This window comes from Alteracholeplasma palmae J233 (genome assembly GCF_000968055.1).
Taxonomy (GTDB): Bacteria; Bacillota_I; Bacilli_A; order Acholeplasmatales; family Acholeplasmataceae; genus Alteracholeplasma; species Alteracholeplasma palmae.
This window is the reverse complement of the sequence record NC_022538.1, coordinates 422,178-447,663: the sequence shown is the minus strand read 5'-3', so window position 1 is coordinate 447,663 and position 25,486 is coordinate 422,178. Positions and strand designations below refer to the sequence as shown.

Below are 25,486 nucleotides of genomic sequence, written 5' to 3'. Positions count from 1 at the left end.
TTATATTTATATTTGTGTGAATCTCTTTAAAAATTCTTGTGTTCTTGTATTTTTTGGATTGTTAAAAATTTCTTGTGGACTTCCTTGTTCTAAAATAATTCCTTCATCCATAAATACTACTCTATCAGATATTTCTTTAGCAAATGACATTTCATGAGTCACAATGACCATTGTCATTCCTTCTTTAGCAAGTTGTTTCATAACAGTTAGTACTTCTCCTACCATTTCAGGATCAAGTGCACTTGTTGGTTCATCAAATAAAATAACTCTAGGATTCATACAAAGCGCACGAGCAATTGCTACTCTTTGTTTTTGCCCTCCAGATAGTGTCTTAACATCTTGTAGGGCATAATCAAGCATTCCTACCTTTTCTAAATTAGCTTGTGCAGTTTTTATAGCTTCTTCTTTGCCTAGTTTAAGTACTCTCATTGGGGCTAATATACAATTATTAATAACATTTTTATTATTAAACAAATTAAAATTTTGAAAGACCATACCAACTTCCGCTCTTAATTTATCTGTATTATGTTTTGATTCTAAGATGCTTATATCGTTATAAAGAACTTTTCCATCATCTGGATATTCCAATAAATTTAGGCAACGAAGTAATGTTGATTTTCCTGATCCTGATGAACCTATAATAGTAATTATTTCTCCTTCATTAACAGAAAAATTAATATCTTTTAATACAACATTATTTCCAAATTGTTTTTTTAAATTTTCTACTCTTATAATTTTTTTCATCATACTTCCCTCTTAATTTGAACTAGGTAAATTCTTTGTAGGAATATCTAGTCTTTTTTCAAGTCTTCTTAAGATTGCACTCACAGAAGATGTCAATACTAAGTAAATAACTGCTGCTATAATAAATGGGGGGAATGCTGAAAGGTATTTAGCTTGTGCAAGTTGAGATACTCTAAAAATATCAACTACCATTATGACACTTAAAACTGAGGTATCTTTAATATTAATTACAAACTCATTACCGATTGCTGCCATAGAGTTTTTAATAGCTTGCGGATAAATAACTGAGATCATTGTTTGCACTTTAGAAAGTCCTAGCGAAAGAGCACCTTCTGTTTGTCCTTTATCAATAGATTCAATACCACCTCTTAATACTTCTGTTAGATATGCTGTTGTATTAATTGAAACAGTAGCAAGCCCTGCGATTAAGAAATCCCAATTTAAAAATCCTCTAACTCCCCAATAAAGTAACATAGCCTGAACCATCATTGGAGTACCTCTAACAATTGTAACATAAGTCTTAGTCAAAGCAGTTCCAAATTTTTTGAAAAAAATAGTCATTTTAGAATCATATTTATTAACTTTTGTAGTCACTAATGTACTAAGAATAATTGCTAAAAAGAAACCAATAGTTGTTCCTATTAAAGATAGATATAGAGTAGTTCCGATTCCTTGTGCAAACCTAGCACCAAATTCTACTAAAACTTTACCATATATATCTTCACCTAAAACTTTTCCTATAGAAACAAATAGACTACCTAATATTGGTTCAAAAGTATGTTCATATATAAATTTGAAGCCAAATATAAAAATCAATAGAATAATTATACTAATAATTTTTCTAACTAAAAGCCATAAAGGATATTCTTTTTTATATTTATTTTTATATTTTCTAAACTCTTTTGTGAAGAAAAATCCTATGGTATTATCTAAAATAAATATAAATATATCATATATAGCAATAAAGACAAGTGAAATCACTTGTCCTATAAATGCAAATATTTTTTTTATCTCATTATAAATTCTTTTCATTATACTTTATTTACTCCGCTGAATTATTTACTGCTTGTTCCATCCAAGTAGTTCTTTGGTTAGCATCAATTTTTTCTAGAATTGCATTGACTCTATTTAGAAGATCATCATCGCCTTTTCTAACTCCAATAGATAATTCTCTGTCTTCATTACTTACTTCAAAAATATTTTCTTGAACATCTAAAACAATTTTTAGTTCTGCATTAGCTTTAATCATTCCAAGAGCAACAGGCTTTTCAACAATAGTAAAATCTGCTGATCCGCCAATAATATCATTTACGATAAATGGTACAGTATCTCTAACAGGTAATGCTACTGCTCCATATTTTTGTGCAGTGAAATCTACTAAATCTGCATAAATTGTTCCAATTTGCCCAACACCTTTAGCATTATTCAATTGACCTATTTGAGTAATATCAGCATATGACCCACTACTTTTTACTACTACAACGTGGTTTGAAATATAGTATGGGTTTGTAAAGTTAACTGAAATTTTTCTATCTTCCGTTGGACTCATACCAGCAACTATTAAGTCAATTTCCCCTGTTGTTAGCGCAGGAACTAAAGAACCCCAAGGAACGCTTTTAATTCTTAATTCTAATCCTAAATCGTTTGCAATTTTTTTAGCAACATTAACATCATAACCAGCCACAAATCTATCTGTGCCATAGATTGGGTGATTATAATCATTGCTTGTTCCTTCTTCCCAGTTAAATGGTGGGTAATCTGCTTCCATACCTACTACTATATATCCTTTTTCAAAATCAAATCCTTGCGCCTTGTTACAAGCAACCAATATAACTGCTGCTATTAGTACTGCAAATAATGATAAAACTTTTTTCATCTTCTCTTCCTCTTTCTATTTTTATAATAAAAAAAGCATCCGAGAGGACACTTAAATCAAATAATAATGGGTTATAATTATCGATTTGCAAGCGCCTCTACTATAAGTAGGAGTGTTATAAGTGTTTCCTATAACCCCGTATAAGATTATTGCCATAATCTATACTCGGCGATGGTTACCTTTCATATCCTTCTTAGAATGCCTTCTCCAGATACTAATCATTTGCATCGCTGCCTCATGCTATTTTTTTGTATGGACCTATTGTACGATAGTTTAATTCTTTTGTCAACAATAAAGTATAAATTCACAAAAAAAAGAGGCTAAGCCTCTTTCCCGCGAAAATTCAAATTATAGTTTAGTTACATTCGTAGCTTGTACACCACGATCGCCGTCTTTAACATCAAATTCTACTTGGTCGCCTTCTGCTAATGTTTTGAATCCTTCAGTTTGAATTGCGCTGAAGTGAACAAATACATCTTTTCCTTCTGATGAAGTAATGAAACCATAACCTTTACTTGCATCAAACCATTTTACTGTTCCTGTCATTCGAGATACTCCTTTTTTAAAACTCGGTTATTAACCTACTGCCTTTATTATACGCTATTTAAATGCTAATTACAATCTTTTATTTACTTTATCTATTGAAAACACTGAGCTTCTTAGGTATAATAGCGTTGCTGCCCCTATAGTTTAATGGCAAAACGCAAGCATGGTAAGCTTGAAATACAAGTTCGATTCTCGTTGGGGGCACCATTAATTATTTAAAATACTACTGCTTTTAAAATAATAAAGATGCACATAACCAGCTTTAGATTTTTGTCTAATTATGCCTGTGTGTATCTTTTTTTATTTTTGATGTAAATAACAAGTTTCAACATGATCATTTACCATACCACATGCCTGCATAAAAGAATAGATGATAGTTGATCCTATAAATTTAAATCCTCTTTTTTTCAAATCTTTACTAATTAGATCTGATAAAGGGGTGGTTGCTGGGACTTCTTTAATATTTTTCCAGTGATTAACAATGGGTTGGTGATTAAAGTATGCCCAAATATAATTAGAAAATGATCCAAATTCATCAACAATCTTTAAAAAAGCTTTAGCATTTTCTCTAACTGCATGAATTTTTAATTTATTCTTAATCACTCTATCATCTTTTAGATACTTTTCTAATTCTGCATCTGTGATGTCTTTTAGCAAATGTGGATTAAAATCTAAATATGCTTCTCTTAATTTTTCTCTTCTTTTTAAAATTATATCCCAACTTAATCCCGCTTGTTGGCCCTCTAATATAATAAATTCAAACAGTTTATGGTCATCATAGGTAGGTTTTCCCCATTCATTATCATGATATAATTTTTCAAGTTCGTTACTATTAGCCCAATCACATCTAGTTTTCATCTGGTTTCACCTCTTTTATTAAAGGTATTTCTATTAATGACTCTATTTTTAATGGTTTTAATATCCAATTCATTTTATATGCATCATAAACACGTTTCTTATACGCTTCATCTCTTGTCACATTAAATAAATATTTTGTTCTTTCTTCCCAAAATATTAATACTTTTCTTTCTATCTTGTCACTATTAAATTTATTAATTATTTTTTCAACTTCAAAAAAGGATTCATTATAATTTTTTATATAATAAAAATACATAAGCATGTGAGCAAGAATAAAATGTTCTTCTTTTTGAATATCTAGATATTGGTAAACCCTTTTGATTCTTTCATCAACTGTTTCTATACTTTCTTTTTTATAGAAAACTACTTCATCCAAATAAAAGTTTATGAGTTCTTGACCTGCTTGAGTATAAATTTCAGTTGTGCTATTTAATTGTTCAACTACCTTATGCCATAAAAATTGCTTATTCTCTTTTTCATAGTCGCTTGTTTCTGCACTTTGCAAGATATATACAAGGGCAAATCTACTATCCTTAGTGAGTTTATCATAGGCAACAAAATCCCCATATAGCCCTTCATATGACACTTTAGATGCCATTAGCACTAAATATGTTATTATAATTGTTAAAATCATTAGGTAAAAAGATATTGCTATAAACGTACTACTATTCAAAATCATTGAAAAAATAAATAAAATTATACTAAATAGACAAAAGAATTTACTTGCAATAGGACCAGCTTTAATTCCTTTTGCAAATCTTGTTATCAAATGATTGTAATCTTCTTCTGTTTTGATTAAAGGAATATTAGGAATAACCATCCCGCCTAATAATATTGATAATTTAGGGTAAATACCTATTTTCCATCTTTTTAATTTAGTAACTGTTAAAAATAATACAAATATAGCTCTGATTGAAATTCCATTTTTCTTTAATACAATTAAATGTCCTAACTCATGGGCTCCGATATTTATAAAAACACCTAGTAAAAAACAAAGAATTATATAGTACCATTGAAAATTACTAAGTGCTGTAAAAAACTTTAATAAATATCCGTGGTAAGATAAAAAGCCTACTATAACGCCTATAACAAACATTATTATAATAAAAATTGGTAGTTGGTATTTTTTCATTTTGACCTCTTAAAAATTCTAATTAACTTTTATACAATTTTAACACATATTCTATTGACATAGTCATTTTTTTTTGTTATTATAAATAAGCATGAGAACCGCGGGCGTCGTATAATGGTTATTACAAGGCCTTGCCAAGGCTTAGACGGCGGTTCGATCCCGCTCGCCCGCTCCATTTTAAAACTTATGTTATTAACTGGTAAAGGACAATTGTTATTGTCCTTTTTTTTCATATTTTTCATGATATTGTTGTTTTTCAAATAAGAAGTTTTCTAGTTCATTGAGTATTTGATAAAGAACGGCTCTAGTTTCAAATTCATTACGTGTTTTAGGTAAAGCTGTTTTTTCTAATTCTTTTCTATATTCTGCTAGTTTACTTAATTGAAATGACGCTTTATTATCTTTTCCTATGTCAAAGCATAATTGTTGAATAAACTCTGATATTTCTTTTGTTATCGTTTCTTCTGATTTTATTTTTAAAGTTAAGTCATACATTCTATTTAATGATGTTAATTGAGCTTTTCTCATATAAAGATAGTCTGCATACTTAAAATCTTTATTCAGTACTTGATCTTTTTTTAATAAATCAGCCTCTTTTAAAATAGGCTCTATCAAATTTAAAATATTAAAATAGTGCTTTTTATAATCCTTATATCCCGTTAAATCGTTTAATAATAAAGAAAGCATAAATGTATGTTCTTGAATATATTGATCAATTAAAACTACATTTTTTTCTAATTTTTTCTCATTAACATTTGGATATAAAATATTAACTGCTAGTGCGATGATTAACGCTAATATAAAAATACTAAATTCATTTAATAAAAGAGAACCATCAAACTCACCCCTACTAAGGATATGTATAACTAAAACAATGCTAACTACAATACCTTCAGATAAATTTAAAAGCCATGATCCAAAAATAAAAATAACTAAAAATCCTAAATAAACATATAAATTATAACCTATAAGATAGAAAAGAAGTGTAGATAAAAGGAGTGCAATTGTTACATCAACTGTTCTTTTAAAAGCTACTTTTAATGAATCTTGTCTTGTCATATTAATTGACAATATGGAGATAACCCCTGATGTTTGCCAGTAATTTAAAGATAAAAAGTAGGCAACTAAAGTCGTAATAATCCCAGCTATAATCATTTGAATAGCTAGTTGGATTTTTCTATTCATTTATTTTTCACCTTATTTTTTTTGAGTATATCTTGATATTGTTTTGCATATATTTTAATATATTCTTCATTAAATGGTTCTTGTTTGTTTTTAATCTTTTCTTGTAAGACAATCATTTGTTGATCAATAATCTCTTTTATATCTTCTGGATAACACATTCTACTACTATGCTGTTCATACTCTGCTTCATCTAAAACAATCATTTTTCCATCAGGAAAGACTTTAACATCTAGATCATAGTCAATGTATTTTATTGCCTCATTATCATAAACATACGGACTAGATAAATTACAGTAATAATAGATACCATCTTTTTTTAGCATAGCAATGACATTAAACCAATATTCTTCATAGAAAAAACAAATAGCTGGTTCTTTTGTATACCATCTTCTACCGTTATGCTCAATTACTTTTGTGTTTTTATTAGCTGTTATCATTGTATCTTCATCAAATGATAAAACAGTCGCAGTTTCCCAAACTCTATGTAATGAGCGATCATGTTTATAACTATGAATTTGAACCTTCATTCCTCTTTTTAATGACATGTTCCTCACCTCTATGTTTAGATTAATTATAACATGCAATAGCTTATTTTCATGGAAAGTTTGATTTAAAACATAAAAAAATAGGATTATTTATCATAATCCTACTCATTTTATTAATTTTCTTCAAATTGACTATTGTAAAGTTCTTCGTAAAATCCTTTTTGTTCAATCAGTTGTTCGTGTGTTCCACTTTCAACTATATCACCTTGGTTCATTACAAGAATTAAATCAGCATTCTTAATTGTTGATAATCTATGTGCAATGACAAAACTTGTTCTTTTTTCCATTAGTTTATCCATTGCTCTTTGGATAGCAATTTCAGTTCTAGTATCTACATTAGATGTTGCCTCATCTAAAATAAGCATCGGTGCATCAAGAAGCATTGCACGAGCAATTGTAATAAGTTGTCTTTGCCCTGATGATAGAGAAGTTGTTTCATCCATTATTGTGTCATAACCTTTTGGCAGTGTTTTAATATAATGGTGAATACTTGCTGCTTTACTAACAGCTTTCAAATCTTCATAACTAACATTTTTATGATTAAAGACAATATTATCTCTAATAGTTCCATCAAAAATCCATGTGTCTTGTAAAACCATCGCAAATAAACTATGTACTGTTTTTCTTGTCATATCTTTTATTGAGATACCATCAATTGTAATTTCTCCAGAATCTATTTCATAGAATCTCATCAACAAGTTAACAAGCGTTGTTTTACCTGCACCTGTAGGTCCTACGATAGCAACTTTTTGTCCTGATTTAATTTTAGCAGAGAAATTATTAATAATTGTTTTTTCTTTATCATATCCAAATTTAACATTTTTAAATTCAACGTTTCCTTTAACATTAGAAACAATTTGAGTGTTTTCTCTTTCAGGTTCTAATTCTTTTTCATCCATAAAATCAAAAACTCTAGCGGATGCTGCTGATGTTTGTTGGAGGTTAGTTGCTGCTTGAGCAATTTGACCTAGTGGGTTAGTAAATAATCTAATATAGATCATAAATGCCGAAATAACGCCTAAACTAAGGTCTCCTCTAAAAACAAGCCAAGCTCCAAGCACTGTTACAACAACATACCCGAAATTACCTACAAATGACATGATGGGCATCATAAGCCCTGATATAAATTGTGATTTGAATGCACTTGATTTCAAGTCTGTATTTAATTTATTAAATTTATTTTTAGCAGTTTGTTGTCCGTTAAAAGCTTGAACTACTTGGTGACCACTATAGATTTCTTCTATATGTCCATTTAGTTCACCCATATTTTTTTGTTGTTCTTTAAAATACTTTTGTGAGCGTGCCATAATAATCCCCATTAAGAAAAATCCAATTAATGTTGAAAATATTGCGGCTAACGTTAGTAACCAGCTATTAATAAACATGAATACTACTACTAAAATAATTTGTAAGATTGCAGAAATCATAGGAACGATATTTTGATTTAATGTTTGTGCAATTAAGTCAACATCATTTGTTACTCTACTTAATACATCTCCATAATTGACATTATCAAAGTAACTAAAAGGAAGTTTATTAATTTTTCCTGATATTTCAGTTCTAAGTTTAAATGCTACTTTTTGTGTGACTAAATTCATGATCATTCCTTGTGTATATGAAAATAGTGCTCCAATTAAATAAGCTATACCTAGCATAATTGCAATTCTTGTAATTTCTTCAATATCAACTGTTTTTGTGCCTGTCATAATTGATGTTGATAAGATTTCTGTTATTTTTTTAATAAATTCAGGACTTAACACTACAACAATCGTACTAAATACTGCTAGTAATAGTGCAATCACAATCGGTAAAGTGTAAGGTTTAAGAATTTTTATAAATTTAGAAAATCCCTTATTTGAAGGTTTTTTAAGCTTAGTTTCTTTGTTCTTAGTCATTGCTTAATTCCTCCTTTGATAATTGTGAATAGGCGATTTCTTGATATACTTCACAAGTTTTCATTAATTCATTATGAGTTCCTTGTCCTACTACTTTTCCTTCTTCTAAAACAATGATTTGGTTAGCATTTTTAATTGTACCAATACGTTGTGCAACTATTAAAGATGTTGCATGATCAGTTTTCAAACTTAATTCTTTTCTTAAAATTTTATCTGTTTTATAGTCCAAAGCTGAAAAAGAGTCATCAAATATGTAAATAAGAGGATTTTTGTATACCGCTCTTGCAATAGATAGTCTTTGTTTTTGTCCACCAGAGACGTTCTTACCGCCTTGTGCGATGTGTGAATCAACTTTATCATCCATCTTATCAACAAATGATTTAGCTTGTGCTATTTCAAGTGCTTTATCTAGTTGTTCATCTACATTACCAATAAATCCATTTTCTCCAAAGTTAATATTTTCTTTTACACTTCCACTAAATAAAACACCTTTTTGTGGTACATAGCCTAACATGTTTCTAAGTTCATTAACTTTATAGTCTCTAACATCATTACCATTAACTAATACTTCACCTTCGGTAATATCATAAAATCTAGGGATTAAGTTAATTAAAGTTGATTTTCCTGATCCTGTAGAACCAATAAAGGCAATCGTATCACCACGATTAGCTTTAAAGTTAATGTTTTCTAAGACATATTCTTCCGCATCCGGATATTTAAAACTTACATTTCTAAACTCTACTGTTCCTAAATCTTTTCCATCTAAAGCAGTTAAACCACCATCTTTTATTTTATTATCAGTATCTAATATTTCTTTAATACGCTTAGAAGAAACGATTGCTCTAGGTAAAATAAATAAAATCATAACAAGCATTAAGAATGACATAACTACTTGCATTGCATAAGACATAAAGACCATAATATCTGCTAGTGTATTTCCTCTACCAACAAAATCTCCAATGGTTTCGCCTGGCATACCATTAATGATATGAGCACCTAAGTAATAAATACCTAGTGATAAGAAATTGATTGCAACAATTAAAACAGGATTAATAAACGATAAAAAAGTATTTGTGAATAGGTAATTTTTCATTAGTTTATCATTTGCTTGATTAAATTTTTCTTCTTCATAATCCTCAGCATTATATGCCCTAACTACTCTTAATCCTGTCAAGTTTTCTCTTGTAACATTGTTTAAGTTATCAGTTAATGCTTGAACTTTCTTAAATTTAGGCAATACTGCTAACACAATTACTAATACGAATACTATTAAGAATGCAATAATTGATCCTACTAAAATTGTAAGACTAGCATAATTTTTTCCATATATCTTACTAATTGCCCAAATAGCAGTAATAGGTGCTTTAAAGAATACTTGAAGTCCCATTGTAAACAACATTTGAACTTGGGTAACATCGTTTGTTGTTCTAGTAATTAAGCTCGGTGTTGAAAATTTAGATATCTCGTCCATAGAAAATGACTCTACTTTATTAAAGACTGCACCTCTAATATTCATAGAAACATTAGCTGCGACTCTAGCAGCAATATATCCAGTAACAACTGAGGCAAGTAAGCTCGCAAGTGTTAATGCCAACATTAACCCTCCGTTTTGCCAAATTGATCCAATACTTCCGTTTCCTTGACCTTTATTAATTTCTTTAATAATATTATTCATATAGTCAGGAATTGTTAATTCTAACCAAACTTGAAGAGTAATGAATCCTATACTGACTAGGATAGTTATCCAATCTCTAAGTTTAACTTCTTTAAGTACTCTTAGCATAAATTTTCTCCTTTTAAATCTAAATTAATTCTTCACAATAATTTATTATAAAGTAATATAACTTGTTTTACAAGTTATTTAGTCTTGTATTCTTATATTTAAGGTTCACTTAACCTTTAATGCTTACACTTGTTTTTATAAAATACTTTAGGTTTATTAAAAACAAAAAAGTTTGATTGAATACAAACTTTTTAATTATTTTATATTTAATTAATGGTGCGGACGATGAGATTTGAACTCACACGGGATTACTCCCACTACCCCCTCAAAGTAGCGTGTCTACCATTCCACCACGACCGCTAAAAAAAGGTGAATCAATCACCTTTTAAATTGATTTAATTATATTTTTTATTCAACTGCGATGATATATGAATATATATCTTGTTTACCTTCAACAGTTTCAACATCTAAATCTGGGTATGTTGAACTAATAAAGTCAACTACTTTTTCTAATTCTTCTTCATTAACATCATTACCATAGAATACAGTAACAATTTCGCTATTTTCAGAAATCATATCTTTTAATAAAGTTGAAGTAGTTTCAAAGCGATTTTTATCAGCAACTATGATTTTACTCTTAGAAATACCAATATAATCTCCTTCTTTAATAGATACTCCATTCATTTCTGTATCACGAACAGCGTAAGTAACTTCACCAGATCTCATTTCTGATACTACTTCAGCCATTGCTTCAATATTATCATCTAATTCTACTGTTGGATCAAAAGCCATTAATGATGCATATCCTTGTGCAACACTCTTTGTTCTTAAAACTCTAATATTGCATTCAGGGCATAAATCTAGTGCTTGTTCAGCAGATAAAATGACATTTGAGTTATTTGGTAAAATAATTACATTTTCAGCATTTAATTGTTTTACAGCATTCACAAATGCTTCAGTTGATGGATTCATTGTTTGTCCACCATCAATAATATGGTCTACACCTAATTCTTTTAAAGCAGTTTGAATACCTTCTCCAGATGCTACTGCAATTAAGGCATACTTAGACTTAGGTTTATCTTGTTCATGATTGTGATCATGTGATCCACCCATAATGTTACTATGTTGAGTTCTCATGTTTTCAACTTTTATAGTTTTTAATTCTCCATATTTTTGAGCTAATGTTAACGCAACTCCTGGTTGATTAGTATGAACATGTACTTTTAATAAGTCATCATCAGCAACTACAACCATAGAATCACCCATTTGTCCAAGAGGAGTTCTAATTTGTTCTATTTCAAATTCATCTTTATTAAATAATTGAACAATAAATTCTGTACAGTATCCATATTTAATATCGATATCACCAAGGTTATGAGCACCTTCAAATTCGTTTTTTGGTAGATTAGACACTGCAGCTAATTCTTCTTCTGAAAGAATATTTCCTTCAAGAGCCATTAACATACCTTCTATAATCTTAATAAAACCGGCACCACCGCTATCAACTACTCCAGCTTCTTTTAAGACTGGTAATAATTCAGGTGTTTTAATTAAAGTTTCTTTAGCTTGTGCTAAATATACTTTTAAAACTTCTTCAATAGAGTTTAAGTTTGATTGTTCCTTTAAAACTCTTTCTGCTGATTCACGAACAACTGTTAAAATTGTTCCTTCAACTGGATCCATAACAGCACGATATGCCATTTGATATCCACCAACAAGTGATTGAATAAATTGTTTAGGATCTACTGCCCCATTATCAATCTTACTCAACTCTGAGTACACACCTCTAAAGAATTGTGAAAGAATAACACCAGAGTTACCTCTAGCTCCCATTAATAATCCTCTAGATAAAATTTTTGATACATCTACAATAGATTCTGATTCAAGTGTATTTACTTCTTTAACACCTGCCATCATTGTCATTTGCATATTTGTTCCTGTATCACCATCTGGTACTGGAAATACGTTTAAATGATCTACTTCTTTATGGTTGTTTTTTAAGTGAATTGCCCCGTTAGTAACCATTTTTTTGAATAAGTTACCACTAACTTTTTTATTAGACATTGATAATTTTCCTCCCAAATTTATATTAGCGATGTAACATAAATTTATTTGTTAATTAGTTTTTGGTATAAAGCCGATAAGTCAATTTTACTTTTATAAGTATAGCATCTTTGTATCTATTTTTCAATATATAGAGTTACTTTTAAACTCAAATTACCTATACATTACGCATATATTATACCATATTTTGTTTTTTTATCTTTTTTTTATATTTTTTATGCTTTATCAAATATTTTGTATTTTTTATTTTTGTGCACTTTATCATATTATTTGTTTGCTTTTTTAAATAAAATATGTTAAATTATATATGGTCTAAAAGGAGTGATATTATGGCTAAATGTTACGTAACCGGAAAAACTACTACATTTGGTAACAAACGTAGTCACGCGTTAAACGCATCTCGTCGTGTATGGAAAGCAAATTTACAAACAGTCCGTATAGTTGATGAAAACGGTCAAGTTAAAAAAGTAAAAATCTCTGCAAGAGCTTTAAAGAAATTAAATCTTGAACGTGCATAAAAGAGGCTAATGCCTTTTTTTTATGCTTTTTTTGATAAGATAACAATTACTGATCCTTCAAGAATAGTTATTTTCCCTTTATAATCATTAAGTTCATTGCTTATTCCTACTGGGTCAGCAAAATCCATTTTATAGCGATTTAAAGGGTATTTAAAGCCTTCTAGTGAAAGGACTGCTGATGGAAATCCAAATAATGAAATATAACCTTTAAAAGATAAATCATAGCTTCCTGCGGGAAGTTTTTTTATTCTCATATGATCATTTTTAATTTCTAGTTTAGGGTATTTTTCTAATAAAAATATATTAGCAATCATATGTTCTGCTCTATCTCCATTGATACCCCCTACTAAATAAACATAATCAGCTTCTTTTTTATATGCTTCATTTAGGGCAACTGCAGTATCAGTATCATCTTTTTCTTCATTCAGTTTGATGACATTAAGCCCTTCTAATAAACCCTTATCTTTAAGCGAATCAAAATCACCCACTGCTAAATCAATGGGTATATTTTGGCTTATGACAGCTTCTACTGCACTATCAACTGCTATCACAAAACTATTTTTAGTGACTATTTTGTGTAAATCAAAATCTATCGGTGGGGCAATAACATAAACTATTTTAAGCATGCTAACCCCTCAATTCCTTTTTTTCTATCTTCCATATTGAATAAATAACTTCCTGCAACTAAAATGGTAGCTCCATTTTTAGCACATAATAGTCCTGTTTCTAAATTAACTCCACCATCAACTTCTATTTCGTAGTTATAATTATTTTTCTTTTTAAGTTCACTAAAGTATTGCATTTTATCAAGTGATGAAGCCATGAATTTTTGTCCTCCAAAACCAGGTTCTACACTCATTACTAATACTAAATCAATATCTTTTAAGTATGGAAGTAAGACTTCTTTATCAGTTTCAGGTTTAATACTAATACCCACTTTTACTTTATTTTGTTTTATTTTTTTGATTGTTTCATCTAAATTATTAGATTCATAGTGTACTGTGATGTACTCTGTATTAGAAAAGGTAAATCCATCAATCCATTTTAAAGGATCTAAAACCATTAAATGAATGTCTAGTAAATTCTTTGTATTTTGGCTTATTTGCTTTGTAATTGCTGGGCCAAATGATATATTTGGTACAAAATTGCCATCCATAATATCTACGTGAATATAATCTGCAGTTTCAATTGTTTCTAATTCCTTTTTTAATTTTGTAAAGTCAGCTGTTAATATTGATGGTGCTATTTTCATACACTTTCCTTCTTTCTTATGCTAAGTTTATTTTATCACAATATGTTTTTTAGTAAAGGCTAACTATAAAAAGAAACAACCTTTTTCAAGGTTGTCTAGTATTTATCTTTTTGATTTTTTATTTCAGTATAGAAAGCAACGTAATTATCGTATCTTTCTTTTGGTATTTCATTTTTCTCTAAAGCCATCTTAACACCACAACTAGGCTCATTAATATGTACGCACTTATTGCCAAATTTACAATTATCTGATAATTTCATAAAATCAGGATAAAACTCTTTAATATCTTCAGGGTAGAAAAAAGCTAATTCTAATTTAGAAAAGCCTGGTGTATCAGCTATATAACCATCGTTAAACTCATAAAGTTCAGAGTGTCTTGTTGTATGTTTCCCTCTACCTAATGCTTCAGATATTTCTTGTGTTTTTAAATTTAATTCTGGTAATAATGCATTCATCAAGGTTGACTTGCCTACTCCAGTTTGCCCTGCTAGAACTGTTAGTTTATCTTTGAAGATATTAGTAAGAACATCAAATCCTATTTTTTGTTTACTGTTAATATAATAAATTGGATACAATTTTTCATAGTATTTTAGTTTGTCTTTTAACTCATTCAATTCTTTTTCATCAATTAAATCAATTTTAGAAACTACTAATATGACAGATAGTTTATTTTGTTCTAAAATAAGTAAAAATTTATCTAACAAGTTAAAACTAAATTCTGGTTTTATAACAGAAAAGACTAATAAAACTTGATCAATATTAGCTACGTCTGGTCTAATCAGTTCATTTTCTCTAGGTAAAATAGAATCAATCATATATTTATCATCTATTTTTTCATAGTATACATAATCGCCTACCTTGGGACTAACTTGAGTTACCTTGATATCTTTTTTAGTTTTCTTAGTATTTTGCTTTAAAAAACTACTATCTTGTTCTAGTCTTAAAGCACGTAGTTTCCCGCGTGCTTTAGCATCATAAATTTCTTTAGTTTCAACGTCTTTGATAACATATTGTCCAGCTATTAATTTTGTAATGAAGGCTTTTTTCAAAGTATTCTCCTTTTTTATAAGTGTTGACTTCTTAATTGACCACAAGCAGCGTTAATATCATGACCTTGTTCTTTTCTTAATGTTACTTGAATTCGATTGTTTTTAAGCACTTCATAGAAGGCTTCTCTTCTTGGTAATTCAGAACGTACATAATCCGCTTCTTTTACAGCATTATAAGGAATTAGATTGACATACACATTCATTCCTTTTAATAGTGCAGCAAGTTCTTTTGCATGTTCTACTGAATCATTTACTTCTTGAATCAAGATATATTCGATTGTTACTCTTCTATTAGTTACAGAGATATAGTATTTAATTGCCCCAATCACTTCATTAATTGGGAATCTCTTATTAATTTGCATTAAACTAGATCTTACTTCATCATTTGGAGCATGTAAACTAATTGCTAGGTTAAATTGTCCTTCTAAATGAGCAAATTCTTTTATTTTTGGAACTAATCCACTTGTTGAAACTGTAATGTGTCTTGCCCCAATTGCTAAACCTTTTGGATGATTTACAATACTTAAAAAGTCTTTCAAATTATTAAAGTTATCAAAAGGTTCACCAATTCCCATAACAACTATAGAGGATATACGTTCTTTTGCTGCTTTTTCTGTTTTAACAATTTGAGCAACAATCTCACCAGCAGTCAAATCACGTTTTTTCTTTAAAACGCCTGAGGCACAAAAACTGCACCCTATGTTACATCCAACTTGGGTTGTCACACATATACTTCTACCATAATTATGATTCATTAAAACTGTTTCTATTAAATGTTCATCTTTTAGTCCATATAAATACTTAATTGTTCCATCTTCACTCTTGTTAGCTAATACTGTTTCAAGTGCATCAAAAGTAAAATTAGCTTTAAGCAGCTCAATTAAATCTTTAGGTAAATTAGCCATTTCATCAAAACTAGACACTTTTTGTCTATATAGCCATTCCCATATTTGCATTGCTCTATATGATTTTATTTCATTTTCAAGCAAAAAATTTTCTATTTTTTCATAAGTTAATCCATAAATTAACATCGTCTCACATCTCTTCCTTTAACATTATACTATATTTTTATTTTTCTTTCCACTTTGTTAAATTAGAAAATATTAATTTAAAAAAAGAAGTCATGTAAATGACTTCCATCTTTTTTAACTTAATCTCTTAATTCCGCTTTAAATGTAAACTCTAATCTATTTTTAATACTCTTCATAACTTTGTCAACATCTTCTTTTTCTAAAGTCTTAGTTGCATCATTAAAGACTAAGCTAAAGGCTAGTGAATGTTTACCTGCTTCAATATTCTTACCTTCATAGACATCAAATAATTCTATTTTTTCTAAATATTTGCGTGATGTTTGTTTAATCAAATCCATTACATCAGAAACAACGTATTCTTTACTAATAATTAGACTTAAATCTCTTGTAATAGATGGATACTTGCTAATTGTCTTATAAGATACTTCATTTGTTAAATCAATGATATTATCAAGTGTTAATTCTAATAAATAGCTTTCATTGATATTTTCTAATTTATTTAATTTTGGATGTGTTTTTCCAATATAGCCAATCACTTCATTTTTATACATAATATTAGCTTGAATACCTGGATGAAGATTTATATGTTCGCTTGTTTGTTTATAAGATATTTCTACTCCTAAATATTCTGTTATTTTCTCTAGTAATCCTTTTAGTACAAATAAATCTACTTTTAGATCATTTTTAATCCATCCTGTTTGACTAAATAAACCACTTAATCCTAAAGATAATTTTAATGTTTCTCTGTCTTTTTGATATATTTTTCCAATTTCAAAAAAGGCATTATTTATATTATTTCTAGATTGGTTATAGCTTAAAGTTTCAATCATTCCAGATAGTAGACTTTGTCTTAATATATTTCTATCAGACGCTAGAGGCATTAAAAGTTTAATAGGTTCTTCATTATTATTGAATTGATTGAACTTTTCTTCTGAAGTAAGACTGTATGTAATGATTTCATTTAATCCTATGTTTGAAAGAAGGTGTCTTAAAGCTCTTAATTTTACTTGTTTATTAGATAGTTTACCTTGTAAAGTTTTTTCTATTTTAGCAAGTGGGATTGAATCATAGCCATAAATTCTAGCAATTTCTTCAATAATATCCGCTTCTACTTTGATATCATATCTTCTTTTTGGTGGCATTAGAACCAATATATCTTTTTCTTCATTAACTTTATAGTCTAATCTTATTAAGTAGTCTATAATTTCTTTTTTAGAAAGGTTTATACCTATTCTTTTATTAATTCTATTATAGTCCACTTTGATTTCTTGATTTTTATATTCTTTTGTTTTATCACTTTTTATTCCATTTAAAACAGTAGCTGATGCTAATTCAGTTAGTAATTGTGTCGCTCTTTCTAACCCTTTAATAACTAAATCTTGATCAATACCTCTTTCAAATCTTAGGGAAGAATCACTTTTTAAGTTAAGCTTTTTACTTGTTTTAGCTATATGCTTAGGATCAAAGTAGGCAGCTTCTAAAATAACTTCTGTTGTTTGAGCTGAAACGCCTGTAGCTTCTAGACCCATAACCCCAGCAACTGCAATAATTTCTTTTGTATTTGTAATGACTAAATCTTTTTCATCTAATGTTCTTTGAACTTCATCTAATGTAGTCACTTTTTCATTCTTTTTAGCATATCTTACAGCAATTTTATTGGTTTTAACTTTCTTAGCATCAAACATATGTAAAGGAGTTCCATATTCAATTAGAACATAATTACTAATATCAACAACGTTATTGATTGGTCTAATATCAGCAGCAATCAATGCATTTTTCAACCATAATGGTGATTCTTTTACAGTAACATTTTTAAAATATCTTGCGTTATATTCATAACAGCCGTCAGCTTCAATTTTTATTTCTAGTGGATTCTTTTCTTTATCTTCTTTAAAACTAGAAGTATGTAAAGTTATTTTTTTGTTGGACATAGAAGCTACTTCATAAGCAAATCCTACATGAGATAATAAATCAGATCTATTAGGAGTTAGTCCTAATTCCATATTAAAGCCTTTAAGTCCTAGATATTCTAAAGCATCAGAACCTACTTTTACAGTTTCTTTAATAGAATAGATTCCAATTTTTTCTTCATCTGTTAAATACTTTTCATCAAGACCAAGTTCCTTTAAAGAACAAATCATTCCGTTTGATTCAACACCACGGATTTTTGAAGCTTTTATTTTAAAATCTCCAGGAAGTTCTGCCCCTACTGTGGCAACAATTACATATTGTCCTTTAGCAACATTAGGCGCTCCACAAACAATTTGTGTAACCTCATTTCCTAAATCTACAGTTGTTACATGTAAGTGATCTGAATCTGGGTGGTCTTCGCATGTTAGAACATGTCCTATAACAAGATTTGTAGATATATTTAACTTAGCATAATCATCTACTTCTATGATGTGGTTATTTGTAAATTCATTAATATTTTCTGGTATTTCAACAAATTGTTTCAGTATATTTTGATTAATTTTCATATTATTTTACTCCCTTAAATTGTGATAAGAATCTAATGTCATTTGTGTAAAAATGTCTAATATCGTCAATATGATATTTTAAGATAGCAATTCTTTCTACACCAATACCAAATGCAAATCCACTGAATTCTTCAGGATTATAGCCAGCCATTTTAAGAACATTAGGATGTACTAAACCAGCTCCTAGAACTTCAATATATCCTTTCGAACCATCTTTTTTAACATATGATACATCGACTTCCACACTTGGTTCTGTGAATGGAAAATATGAAGGTCTTAGTCTAATTTCTCTATCTTTACCAAAAAGATTTTGAACTAGTGTAAGTAAAGTTTCTTTTAGATTAGCAAAACTAATATCTTTATCTATCACAAGCCCTTCTATTTGCATAAATTGATGGCTGTGGGTTGCATCATCGTTATCTCTTCTATAAACTTTACCTGGACAGATAATTCTTAGTGGGTTCCCTTTATTTTCTAACATCATTCTTGCTTGAACTGGAGAGGTATGTGTTCTAAGTAGTGTTTCTTGATCTATATAAAATGAATCTTGCATAGCACGTGCAGGATGGTCTTTTTCCATATTCATCATTTCAAAGTTATATAAATCTTTTTCTACTTCTGGACCTTCAGCAACCATAAAACCTAATCCAATAAACAAGTCTTCTACTTGTTCAATAACCGCATTTAGCGGGTGTATACTTCCTGTGTGGAATTCATAACCAGGGAGTGTAATATCAATTTTTTCTGTTTCTAAAACTTTCAGTAGTTCTGCATCTTCTAACTCTTGTTTTTTATTTTGTAATTTTAATGTTATTTCTTCTTTTAACTCATTGATGAGTTTTCCTAAAATTGGTTTTTCTTCATTAGGAATATTTTTAAGTGATTGCATTAAGTTTGCGACTTCACCTTTTTTACTTAAAAACTTTTGTCTTAATTCTTCTAAATTAGCAAGTTGTAATTCTGCATTATTTTTTAGTTTATCGTTTAAATCATTTAGTATTTGCTTGATTTTATCTTTCATTTTCCTCTTCCTTTCAAAAAAAAAGCCCTTAGATAATCAATCTAAGGACGAATAAATCGCGGTACCACCTTAGTTCTACAACAATTGTTATAGCACTTAATTCCCTTTAACGCAAGGCAACGAGTGTTATTAGCACTACTAAAAACTGAATTCACTACTGGTTATTTACGTTTATCTCACCATCAAACGCTCTCTTTAAAATAACTTTTAATAGTTACTACTGTTTTATTATCGTTTTATATTTAATTAGTCTCTTCTATTTAATAAAATAATTAATACTCTTAGAATTTGAACATATAACCAAACTAAAGTTACCATAAATCCTAAAGTTACTTGCCATTCATATTCTTTTGGAGCATAACTTTTAACAACTGCATCTGCATTAGCAAAATCCATTGCTAACATTAAAGCACCTAGAATAATGAAAACAACTCCTACAAGAAGCATTAATGGAACATTTGCTTGAATACTTGCGATAAATGCTGGAGCAAACAATCCTATAATAAAGATAACAAATGTTGCTAAAATAGAAGCGATAAGTGTTCCTATAACTATTTTAACTAACAAAGGACTAGCTTTTACAACACCTGTATAATAAAGCACCATCATTACTAAGAAAATAGTAAGGGTTGCTGTTAAAGCAATGATCCCAACGCCTTCAAATCCGGGAATGGTTTGAATTAATAAAGTAATTGTTCCATATACAACACCTTGAATAAAGGCATATAAGATAGACATCGGCATAGCCATTTTAGTGCTTCTTGTACCTACCATAACTGCTATAAATGAGATAATTCCACCAGTTAATAGTACACCTATAACTAAGTTTGGTGCCTTATCAAGTAAGATAAGTGAACTTGCTCCTGTTATAATTGTTATTAATGCTAAGATAATAGTTTTTAGTGCAATACCTTTATATGTTGATGTATTGCTTGTTACTCTAATATCAGATATATTTTCTTCTTGTTCTTTTCTAATACTTTTAAATACTGGGTTTGTTGAACGCATGATTACACATCCTTTTCATATTTTTATCAATATTATGTTTGATATTTATATTATACTATATCAAACCTTAAATTAAGTTTAAATTCTATTTTTTAAGAAAAATCAGCAAACAATCCTTGATCCAATGCTTCACTTTCTTCCTCTAAATGTTCAAATACACCACTTGATTCCATTTTTTCAAAAATTGTTTTATTAATTCTAGTGCGTGATTTGATATCTTTTTTACTCGTAAATGGTTTTTGATTTCTTTTCTCTTCAATATCAATAGCAACTGCCTCACCCAACCCATCAATTGATGTAAAAGGCATTCTAAGTCCATCTTCTTCCATTTTAAAAGTTGTCGCAAGCGATTTATCTATATCTAAAGGTAAAAACTTAAAGCCTCTTTTAGTCATTTCTAAAGCTACTCCTAATGTAACAATTAAGTTTTCGTCTTTTACTTTTAAATTAAATGAACTTTCTTTACTATACTCAACTAATTTATTTCTAATTGCATTATATCCAGATGTCATCACATCATAATCAAATTGTGAAGCTCTTTTTGAGAAGAATCCACTATAGAATAGTAGGGGTTTGTGGATTTTAAACCATGCAATTCTCATTGCCATAATCACATAGGCAGTAGCATGCGCTTTAGGGAACATATACTTAATTTTTCCTGCAGACCATATATACCATTCAGGTACATCGCTTTTACGCATTTCTTGTTCATAAACTGCCCATTTTTTAGGATCTTTACTTGGCTTACCTTTTCTAACGAATTCCATAATTTCAAAAGCTTTTGCTGGTTCTAATCCAAATTCCATTAATTGAACCATGATATCGTCACGACACCCAATAATATCTTCAAAATCAATTTTTCCATGATCTGTCGTTCCTAGAACCAAGTCTTGTGCATTTTTTAACCAAACGTCTGTACCATGTGCAAGTCCTGATATTTTAACTAATCCTGCAAATGTTGTAGGTTTAGTATCTTTTAACATTTGTCTAGTAAAAGGTGTTCCGAACTCAGGAATAGCATAGGATGCAATCTCGCTTTGAATTTCTTCAGGAGTTACACCAATAATTTGAGTTCCTGCAAATAATTGATATACTTTTTGATCGTCTAGTGGAATATCCTGAGCCTTTTTGAATGGAAACTCATCTGGATGTTCTTTAACATAATCCATTAAGAATTTAATTAACATAGGATCATCGTGTCCTAGTATATCTAGTTTTAATAAATTGGATTCAAATGAATGGTAATCAAAGTGCGTTGTTTTCCATTCAGAATTAGTATCATCAGCTGGGTATTGTATTGGTGTTACATCATAAATAGTATGATCTTTTGGCACAACAACGATTCCACCAGGGTGTTGTCCTGTTGACCTTTTAACGCCTTCAATACCTTTAGCAAGTCTAGCTATTTGTGCAGTTCTAGCATAAATATTTTTATCTTCTAAATATCCCTTTACATAACCATAGGCATTCTTTTCAGCAACTGTTTGAATAGTTCCTGCCCTAAATGTATAATCTTCTCCTAGTAGTTCACGAACATAAGAGTGGGCTTTACTTTGGTAATCTCCTGCAAAGTTTAAATCAATATCAGGCACTTTATCTCCCTTAAACCCTAAGAAGGTCTCAAAAGGAATATCATGTCCATCTTTAGCTAAATTTTCTTCGCAACAAGGACATTTCATATCTGGTAGATCATATCCTGAATTCACTTTTTGAAGTTTTTCTAAAAATGGTCTATCAGCGTCTTTAATTCCGTGTTCTGTTACTTCTTCATCTGTCATTTTAAAAATAGTAAATTGACATTTTGGACAGCGGTAATGTGGGCTTAATGGATTGACTTCTGTGATGTCTAACATCGTTGCAACAAACGATGATCCAACAGATCCACGTGATCCGACTAAATAGCCATCTTCTAATGACTTTTTAACAAGTAAATGTGAGATATAGTAAATTGGGGCAAATCCATTATCTATAATACTTTTTAATTCTTTTTTAAGTCTTGCGGTTACAATTTCATGTGGGTTAGCACCATACATGGCACTCACCTTATCATAAATTAAACGTTTCATCTCTTCAGTGATACTTTCAACCCCTAATGAGTCTTTAAAGGCATCATCTTTTAAAGAATATAAATCTTTAGGGAAGGCTTGAATCGTTTCTATTTTTTCATTTAATAAGTGTGTATTTCTAATCACAATCTCTTCACATAAATCAGCACCTAAAAAGGCAAACTGTTCTAGCATTTCATGTGTTGTTAGTAAATAGTTATCTGGTAGTACATCATATCTAGCAAGTGAGTGAATGCCTCCACCTACAAGTTTAGTTCTAATATAAATTTCTCTATATACTCTATCTTCTGGATTTAAGTAATGTGCATCTGATGATGCAATGACAATTTTATTTTGTTCTTTTGCCTTGAAAATTATTTTTTTAATTACTTCATTAATAATTTCAGGTCCATTTTCACCAATATCATGCATTAAATGCTTATATGCAATTGGTGGTTGAACTTCAATATAATCGTAAAATCCAATTTTTTCTTCTAATTCTTGATCACTTAAATTAAGAGCAGCTTCAAAGACATCTCCATTAGCACAGCTACTTCCCACTAAAATACCTTCTCTATATTTAGTTAAAACAGATTTTAGTGTTCTTGGTCCTTTATAAAAATGGTTTGTTAGTGAATCACTTACAATTTTAAAGATATTTTTATATCCAACTTGATTTTTAGCAAGCACGTTGATATGATAAGGTCTTTGATGTTTCCAAGCATCTTCTATTGCAATAGCTTCATTAATTTGACTAAAATTAGAAATATTTTTATTCATTAAATCATTTAACATTGCTAAAAAGACATGAGCAGTAGCTTTCGCATCATCATCAGCTCTATGGTGCGATTCTAACTTAACTTTAAAGTATTTCGTTAAAGCTTTTAAATTAAATCTCTTTAATTCTTCATGATAAAAATATCTAGCAATACCTAGTGTATCTATAATTGGATAATCTTCTAATGTAATATTTAACTGTCTTGATTTTTCATAAATATGTCCAATATCAAAAAGTGCATTATGAGCAACAAGTACAGAGCCTTTAGTAAATTCGATAAACTCTGGTAAAACTTCATCAATGGTTCTAGCTGTTAAAACCATTTCATCTGTGATGTTAGTTAAGTTTTTAGTAAATTCAGAAAGTTCTTGTTCAGGATTAATAAAAGTTTGATAGGTTTCTGTGATTGCACCTGCTTGAACTTTTACACCAGCAATTTCAATAATTTTATCTCTTGCACTAGAAAGCCCTGTTGTTTCAATATCAAAAACAACATATGTAGCATCTTTTAATAAAAAGTCATTTTCTACTTTGTTAGTAATCTTAAAATCATTTTCATCAACAAAATCTAACTCAACACCATAAATTGGTTTAATATTTTTTCCTTTGACAGCTGATGCTATTTCTGGATATGCATAAACTCCATTATGATCTGTGATCGCAATCGCTTCATGCCCCCAACTTTCTGCTAATGCTATGTAATCAGAAGCACTTGCGATGGCATCCATGTTTGACATTTTTGTATGTACGTGAAATTCAATTCTTTTTTGTCTAGCTTTATCTACTCTAACTTCTTTTTCTTTTCTTTCTAAACTATAAATTGAGTTAGCAATAATTACAACATCTGATTGATATGTATCATAAACTGCTCTACCTGATATTTGAATCATATCCCCAGTTTTAATAGAATCTGATAATTCAAAATCTTTTGGCTTTCTTAAAAACTGTTTTATTACGATTGCATCATTCTTATCAGCAACACTTAATGTCAGTAACGTTGTATTTGTTAACTGTCTTTGTTCTTTACTTAAAACTTCTCCTTCGATTAAGAAGTTAGTATCGCCTTTTTCATTTTGATACTTATCTAGGTCATATTGTGTTGCTGGAATTTCTGTAATAGAAACTGCACTAGGACTACTGTTTCTAGTAAATTGAACTTTTTCTGTAACCACTTTTTCCACAAAAGTCTGTTGTTTTTTAACAAGTTCTTCGTGTTCAAGTTTCGCTTTTTCAATTTGTTCAGAAGCGGTTTCTAATTTTTCATTAATAACTAATTCAAATTTAGTTTCAATCCCATATTTTAAGAAAGCTTTTTCAAGTTCTTTAAAGTAGCGTTCAACTTGTTTAGAATCTTTATCAACTGTTATTTTATAAATTGATTTTTCATAAACTGATTCAAAGTTTTTAAAAATTAGTAAACTAGGTTTTTCAGCAGCAACTTTACCAATAATATATTCATAATATTCTTTAGAATATGTTTTTAAATCTTTATTCTTAAAAGTAAGTTTAAAATCTACACTTAAAACTTTTCTAGGGATTGTAAAAAAACTTTGAAGTTGATTAATTAGAATCGTAATTTCATGAGGTGAAATGACTTCATCTAATAAAATATGAAAAGACCACTTTTTTTCTTTGCGGTCTACTTCTACATATTCTAATAATGCATTTTTTAAAACATCATTGCTAAATCTTGACTGTTCTAAAAAAAGATTAAATTTATTTTTATTTTGTTCCATTCT

Annotated in this window: 20 protein-coding genes, 3 tRNA genes, 1 riboswitch and 1 other annotated feature; of the genes, 3 read left to right on the top strand and 20 right to left on the bottom strand. The window is 29.3% G+C overall.

All coding sequences use genetic code 11. The annotated features are described in order from the left end of the window. Positions 1-6: 6 nt before the first annotated feature. From BN854_RS02165 to BN854_RS02150, 4 genes are all read right to left on the bottom strand, one after another. The gene (locus tag BN854_RS02165) at positions 7-744 is read right to left on the bottom strand and encodes an amino acid ABC transporter ATP-binding protein (RefSeq protein ID WP_026657005.1); all 738 of its coding nucleotides are present in this window, start codon (positions 742-744) and stop codon (positions 7-9) included. Positions 745-756: 12 nt separating this feature from the next. Beyond that, positions 757-1,776, bottom strand: coding sequence for an amino acid ABC transporter permease (locus BN854_RS02160; RefSeq protein ID WP_026657004.1), 1,020 nt, complete (start codon positions 1,774-1,776; stop codon positions 757-759). Between the two features lie 10 nt (positions 1,777-1,786). Then, the gene (locus tag BN854_RS02155) at positions 1,787-2,620 is read right to left on the bottom strand and encodes a transporter substrate-binding domain-containing protein (RefSeq protein ID WP_026657003.1); all 834 of its coding nucleotides are present in this window, start codon (positions 2,618-2,620) and stop codon (positions 1,787-1,789) included. A gap of 81 nt (positions 2,621-2,701) precedes the next feature. Then, a riboswitch (Lysine riboswitch) is annotated at positions 2,702-2,867 on the bottom strand. Positions 2,868-2,968: 101 nt separating this feature from the next. Next, the gene (locus BN854_RS02150; RefSeq protein WP_026657002.1) at positions 2,969-3,166 is read right to left on the bottom strand and encodes a cold shock domain-containing protein; all 198 of its coding nucleotides are present in this window, start codon (positions 3,164-3,166) and stop codon (positions 2,969-2,971) included. 133 nt (positions 3,167-3,299) lie between these two features. On the opposite strand from BN854_RS02150, the gene BN854_RS02145 reads away from it, so the two are divergent. After that, positions 3,300-3,373: transfer RNA gene (locus BN854_RS02145), tRNA-Thr, on the top strand. Between the two features lie 93 nt (positions 3,374-3,466). Here the strand turns inward: BN854_RS02145 and BN854_RS02140 are convergent. Together BN854_RS02140 and BN854_RS02135 are read right to left on the bottom strand one after the other, a co-directional pair. Continuing rightward, positions 3,467-4,024 carry a DNA-3-methyladenine glycosylase I gene (locus tag BN854_RS02140; RefSeq protein ID WP_026657001.1) on the bottom strand — a complete coding sequence of 186 codons (558 nt, stop codon included), beginning with the start codon at positions 4,022-4,024 and terminating at the stop codon, positions 3,467-3,469. After that, positions 4,014-5,156 (bottom strand): site-2 protease family protein, encoded by a 1,143-nt coding sequence (locus BN854_RS02135; RefSeq protein WP_026657000.1) that lies wholly within the window; start codon positions 5,154-5,156, stop codon positions 4,014-4,016. The genes BN854_RS02140 and BN854_RS02135 overlap by 11 nt, the downstream gene beginning before the upstream one ends. A 100-nt stretch (positions 5,157-5,256) precedes the next feature. Here BN854_RS02135 and BN854_RS02130 point away from each other — a divergent pair. Then, positions 5,257-5,331, top strand: a tRNA-Gly gene (locus BN854_RS02130). 38 nt (positions 5,332-5,369) lie between these two features. On the opposite strand, the gene BN854_RS02125 is transcribed toward BN854_RS02130, so the two are convergent. The 6 genes from BN854_RS02125 to BN854_RS02100 all read right to left on the bottom strand — a co-directional run bounded on the left by BN854_RS02125 (position 5,370) and on the right by BN854_RS02100 (position 12,568). Further along, positions 5,370-6,341, bottom strand: a complete 972-nt coding sequence (locus BN854_RS02125; RefSeq protein WP_026656999.1) for an aromatic acid exporter family protein — start codon at positions 6,339-6,341, stop codon at positions 5,370-5,372. Next, positions 6,338-6,886, bottom strand: a complete 549-nt coding sequence (locus BN854_RS02120; protein ID WP_026656998.1) for a DUF402 domain-containing protein — start codon at positions 6,884-6,886, stop codon at positions 6,338-6,340. Before BN854_RS02120 ends, BN854_RS02125 begins: the two co-directional genes overlap by 4 nt. A gap of 113 nt (positions 6,887-6,999) precedes the next feature. Beyond that, positions 7,000-8,781: an ABC transporter ATP-binding protein gene (locus tag BN854_RS02115; protein ID WP_026656997.1), complete on the bottom strand. Its 1,782-nt coding sequence runs from the start codon at positions 8,779-8,781 to the stop codon at positions 7,000-7,002. Next, positions 8,774-10,564, bottom strand: a complete 1,791-nt coding sequence (locus BN854_RS02110; RefSeq protein WP_026656995.1) for an ABC transporter ATP-binding protein — start codon at positions 10,562-10,564, stop codon at positions 8,774-8,776. The genes BN854_RS02115 and BN854_RS02110 overlap by 8 nt, the downstream gene beginning before the upstream one ends. 214 nt (positions 10,565-10,778) lie before the next feature. After that, a tRNA-Leu gene (locus BN854_RS02105) sits at positions 10,779-10,864 on the bottom strand. A gap of 48 nt (positions 10,865-10,912) precedes the next feature. Further along, positions 10,913-12,568, bottom strand: a complete 1,656-nt coding sequence (locus tag BN854_RS02100; protein ID WP_026656986.1) for a DAK2 domain-containing protein — start codon at positions 12,566-12,568, stop codon at positions 10,913-10,915. A 329-nt stretch (positions 12,569-12,897) separates the two neighbouring features. Between BN854_RS02100 and rpmB the strand changes: the two genes are divergently transcribed. Then, positions 12,898-13,086 carry a 50S ribosomal protein L28 gene (gene rpmB, locus BN854_RS02095; RefSeq protein ID WP_026656977.1) on the top strand — a complete coding sequence of 63 codons (189 nt, stop codon included), beginning with the start codon at positions 12,898-12,900 and terminating at the stop codon, positions 13,084-13,086. Between the two features lie 20 nt (positions 13,087-13,106). Here rpmB and BN854_RS02090 read toward each other — a convergent pair whose 3' ends face one another. The 8 genes from BN854_RS02090 to BN854_RS02055 form a co-directional block, all read right to left on the bottom strand. Next, on the bottom strand, positions 13,107-13,712 hold the full coding sequence (locus tag BN854_RS02090; protein WP_026656970.1) for a thiamine diphosphokinase: 606 nt from the start codon (positions 13,710-13,712) through the stop codon (positions 13,107-13,109). Continuing rightward, positions 13,700-14,338 (bottom strand): ribulose-phosphate 3-epimerase, encoded by a 639-nt coding sequence (rpe, locus tag BN854_RS02085; protein ID WP_026656963.1) that lies wholly within the window; start codon positions 14,336-14,338, stop codon positions 13,700-13,702. Before rpe ends, BN854_RS02090 begins: the two co-directional genes overlap by 13 nt. Positions 14,339-14,433: 95 nt before the next feature. Then, entirely contained in the window at positions 14,434-15,387 is a 954-nt protein-coding gene (gene rsgA / locus BN854_RS02080) for a ribosome small subunit-dependent GTPase A (RefSeq protein WP_026656956.1), read from the bottom strand. A gap of 14 nt (positions 15,388-15,401) precedes the next feature. Continuing rightward, positions 15,402-16,418: a dual-specificity RNA methyltransferase RlmN gene (rlmN, locus tag BN854_RS02075; protein ID WP_026656948.1), complete on the bottom strand. Its 1,017-nt coding sequence runs from the start codon at positions 16,416-16,418 to the stop codon at positions 15,402-15,404. Between the two features lie 119 nt (positions 16,419-16,537). Continuing rightward, a complete protein-coding gene (gene pheT, locus BN854_RS02070) occupies positions 16,538-18,895 on the bottom strand; it encodes a phenylalanine--tRNA ligase subunit beta (protein WP_026656940.1) in 2,358 nt (785 codons plus the stop codon). Position 18,896: 1 nt separating this feature from the next. After that, positions 18,897-19,916, bottom strand: a complete 1,020-nt coding sequence (pheS, locus tag BN854_RS02065) for a phenylalanine--tRNA ligase subunit alpha (protein WP_026656932.1) — start codon at positions 19,914-19,916, stop codon at positions 18,897-18,899. Between the two features lie 40 nt (positions 19,917-19,956). After that, positions 19,957-20,157, bottom strand: a binding site (T-box leader). 5 nt (positions 20,158-20,162) lie between these two features. Next, the gene (locus BN854_RS02060; RefSeq protein ID WP_026656924.1) at positions 20,163-20,924 is read right to left on the bottom strand and encodes a Bax inhibitor-1/YccA family membrane protein; all 762 of its coding nucleotides are present in this window, start codon (positions 20,922-20,924) and stop codon (positions 20,163-20,165) included. A 92-nt stretch (positions 20,925-21,016) separates the two neighbouring features. Then, complete coding sequence (locus tag BN854_RS02055) at positions 21,017-25,483, bottom strand: PolC-type DNA polymerase III (RefSeq protein ID WP_026656917.1); 4,467 nt, start codon at positions 25,481-25,483, stop codon at positions 21,017-21,019. Between the last annotated feature and the right edge of the window lie 3 nt (positions 25,484-25,486).